Source organism: Phaeodactylibacter xiamenensis, assembly GCF_000759025.1.
GTDB lineage: Bacteria > Bacteroidota > Bacteroidia > Chitinophagales > Saprospiraceae > Phaeodactylibacter > Phaeodactylibacter xiamenensis.
In genome coordinates this window covers 1-3,044 of record NZ_JPOS01000028.1, presented here as the reverse complement: position 1 = coordinate 3,044, position 3,044 = coordinate 1, and the positions used below count along the sequence as shown (strand labels likewise).

General features: G+C 59.8%; 1 pseudogene. It reads right to left on the bottom strand.

Annotation, left to right across the window (positions count from 1 at the left end):
* Positions 1 to 3,044 (bottom strand): annotated as a pseudogene (locus tag IX84_RS11230) (hypothetical protein); the annotation flags it as partial.

Genomic DNA, 3,044 nt, shown 5'->3' with positions numbered 1-3,044 from the left:
AGGTTGTCCCGCACTGCTACGCCCGTGGCGTCGCTCGGGCCCTGGTTCTCTACCGTGACTGTGAAGGTCACTTCTTCGCCGACGTTCGGCGTGGCGTTGTCTACGACTTTCGTCAGCTCAAGGTCGATGATCGGGTTTGGATCCGTCTCCGCGCTGTCCTCGTCGTCCTCTGACTGGTCGCCGTCGTCGTTGTCTGGTGTGGAGTCGGTGTCGTCTTCGTTCGCTTCGCTCACTTCGGCTACGTTGAAGTAGTCGCCTGTGGCGTTAACGCTCGCTGTGATCTCTAAGCTTACGGACGCGCCGTTGGCAAGATCACCGATTGTCCAGATGCCCGTGGCGTCATCGTACGCGCCGTTGCTGCTTACGAACGTGTAGCCGCTTGGAAGGTTGTCGCGCACTGCTACGCCGGTGGCGTCGCTTGGGCCCTGGTTCTCTACCGTGACCGTGAAGGTCACTTCCTCGCCGACGTTCGGCGTAGCGTTGTCCACTACTTTCGTCAGCTCAAGGTCGATGATTGGGTTTGGAGTCGTCTCCGCGCTGTCCTCATCGTCCTCCGACTGGTCGCCGTCGTCGTTATCTGGTGTCGAGTCGGTGTCGTCTTCGTTCGCTTCGCTCACTTCGGCTACGTTGAAGTAGTCGCCTGTGGCGTTCACCGAAGCCGTGATCTCAAGGCTTACGGACGCGCCGTTGGCAAGATCACCGATTGTCCAGATGCCCGTGGCGTCATCGTACGCGCCGTTGCTGCTTACAAAAGTGTAGCCGCTTGGAAGGTTGTCCCGCACCGCTACGCCGGTGGCGTCGCTTGGGCCCTGGTTCTCTACCGTGACCGTGAAGGTCACTTCCTCGCCGACGTTCGGCGTAGCGTTGTCCACTACTTTCGTCAGCTCAAGGTCGATGATCGGGTTCGGAGTGGTCTCCGCGCTGTCCTCATCGTCCTCAGACTGGTCGCCGTCGTCGTTGTCTGGTGTGGAGTCGGTGTCGTCTTCGTTCGCTTCGCTCACTTCGGCTACGTTGAAGTAGTCGCCTGTGGCGTTAACGCTCGCTGTGATCTCTAAGCTTACGGACGCGCCGTTGGCAAGATCACCGATTGTCCAGATGCCCGTGGCGTCATCGTACGCGCCGTTGCTGCTTACGAACGTGTAGCCGCTTGGAAGGTTGTCGCGCACTGCTACGCCGGTGGCGTCGCTTGGGCCCTGGTTCTCTACCGTGACCGTGAAGGTCACTTCCTCGCCGACGTTCGGCGTAGCGTTGTCCACTACTTTCGTCAGCTCAAGGTCGATGATTGGGTTTGGAGTCGTCTCCGCGCTGTCCTCATCGTCCTCCGACTGGTCGCCGTCGTCGTTATCTGGTGTCGAGTCGGTGTCGTCTTCGTTCGCTTCGCTCACTTCGGCTACGTTGAAGTAGTCGCCTGTGGCGTTCACCGAAGCCGTGATCTCAAGGCTTACGGACGCGCCGTTGGCAAGATCACCGATTGTCCAGATGCCCGTGGCGTCATCGTACGCGCCGTTGCTGCTTACAAAAGTGTAGCCGCTTGGAAGGTTGTCCCGCACCGCTACGCCGGTGGCGTCGCTTGGGCCCTGGTTCTCTACCGTGACCGTGAAGGTCACTTCCTCGCCGACGTTCGGCGTAGCGTTGTCCACTACTTTCGTCAGCTCAAGGTCGATGATCGGGTTCGGAGTGGTCTCCGCGCTGTCCTCATCGTCCTCAGACTGGTCGCCGTCGTCGTTGTCTGGTGTGGAGTCGGTGTCGTCTTCGTTCGCTTCGCTCACTTCGGCTACGTTGAAGTAGTCGCCTGTGGCGTTAACGCTCGCTGTGATCTCTAAGCTTACGGACGCGCCGTTGGCAAGATCACCGATTGTCCAGATGCCCGTGGCGTCATCGTACGCGCCGTTGCTGCTTACGAACGTGTAGCCGCTTGGAAGGTTGTCGCGCACTGCTACGCCGGTGGCGTCGCTTGGGCCCTGGTTCTCTACCGTGACCGTGAAGGTCACTTCCTCGCCGACGTTCGGCGTAGCGTTGTCCACTACTTTCGTCAGCTCAAGGTCGATGATTGGGTTTGGAGTCGTCTCCGCGCTGTCCTCATCGTCCTCCGACTGGTCGCCGTCGTCGTTATCTGGTGTCGAGTCGGTGTCGTCTTCGTTCGCTTCGCTCACTTCGGCTACGTTGAAGTAGTCGCCTGTGGCGTTCACCGAAGCCGTGATCTCAAGGCTTACGGACGCGCCGTTGGCAAGATCACCGATTGTCCAGATGCCCGTGGCGTCATCGTACGCGCCGTTGCTGCTTACAAAAGTGTAGCCGCTTGGAAGGTTGTCCCGCACCGCTACGCCGGTGGCGTCGCTTGGGCCCTGGTTCTCTACCGTGACCGTGAAGGTCACTTCCTCGCCGACGTTCGGCGTAGCGTTGTCCACTACTTTCGTCAGCTCAAGGTCGATGATCGGGTTCGGAGTGGTCTCCGCGCTGTCCTCATCGTCCTCAGACTGGTCGCCGTCGTCGTTGTCTGGTGTGGAGTCGGTGTCGTCTTCGTTCGCTTCGCTCACTTCGGCTACGTTGAAGTAGTCGCCTGTGGCGTTCACTGAAGCCGTGATCTCTAAGCTTACGGACGCGCCGTTGGCAAGATCGCCGATTGTCCAGATGCCCGTAGCGTCATCGTATGCGCCGTTGCTGCTCACAAAGGTGTAGCCGCTCGGCAGGTTGTCCCGCACTGCTACGCCCGTGGCGTCGCTCGGGCCCTGGTTCTCTACCGTGACTGTGAAGGTCACTTCTTCGCCGACGTTCGGCGTGGCGTTGTCTACGACTTTCGTCAGCTCAAGGTCGATGATTGGGTTTGGAGTCGTCTCCGCGCTGTCCTCATCGTCCTCAGACTGGTCGCCGTCGTCGTTATCTGGTGTCGAGTCGGTGTCGTCTTCGTTCGCTTCGCTCACTTCAGCTACGTTGAAGTAGTCGCCTGTGGCGTTCACCGAAGCCGTGACCTCTAAGCTTACGGACGCGCCGTTGGCCAGATCACCGATTGTCCAGATGCCCGTAGCGTCATCGTACGCGCCGTT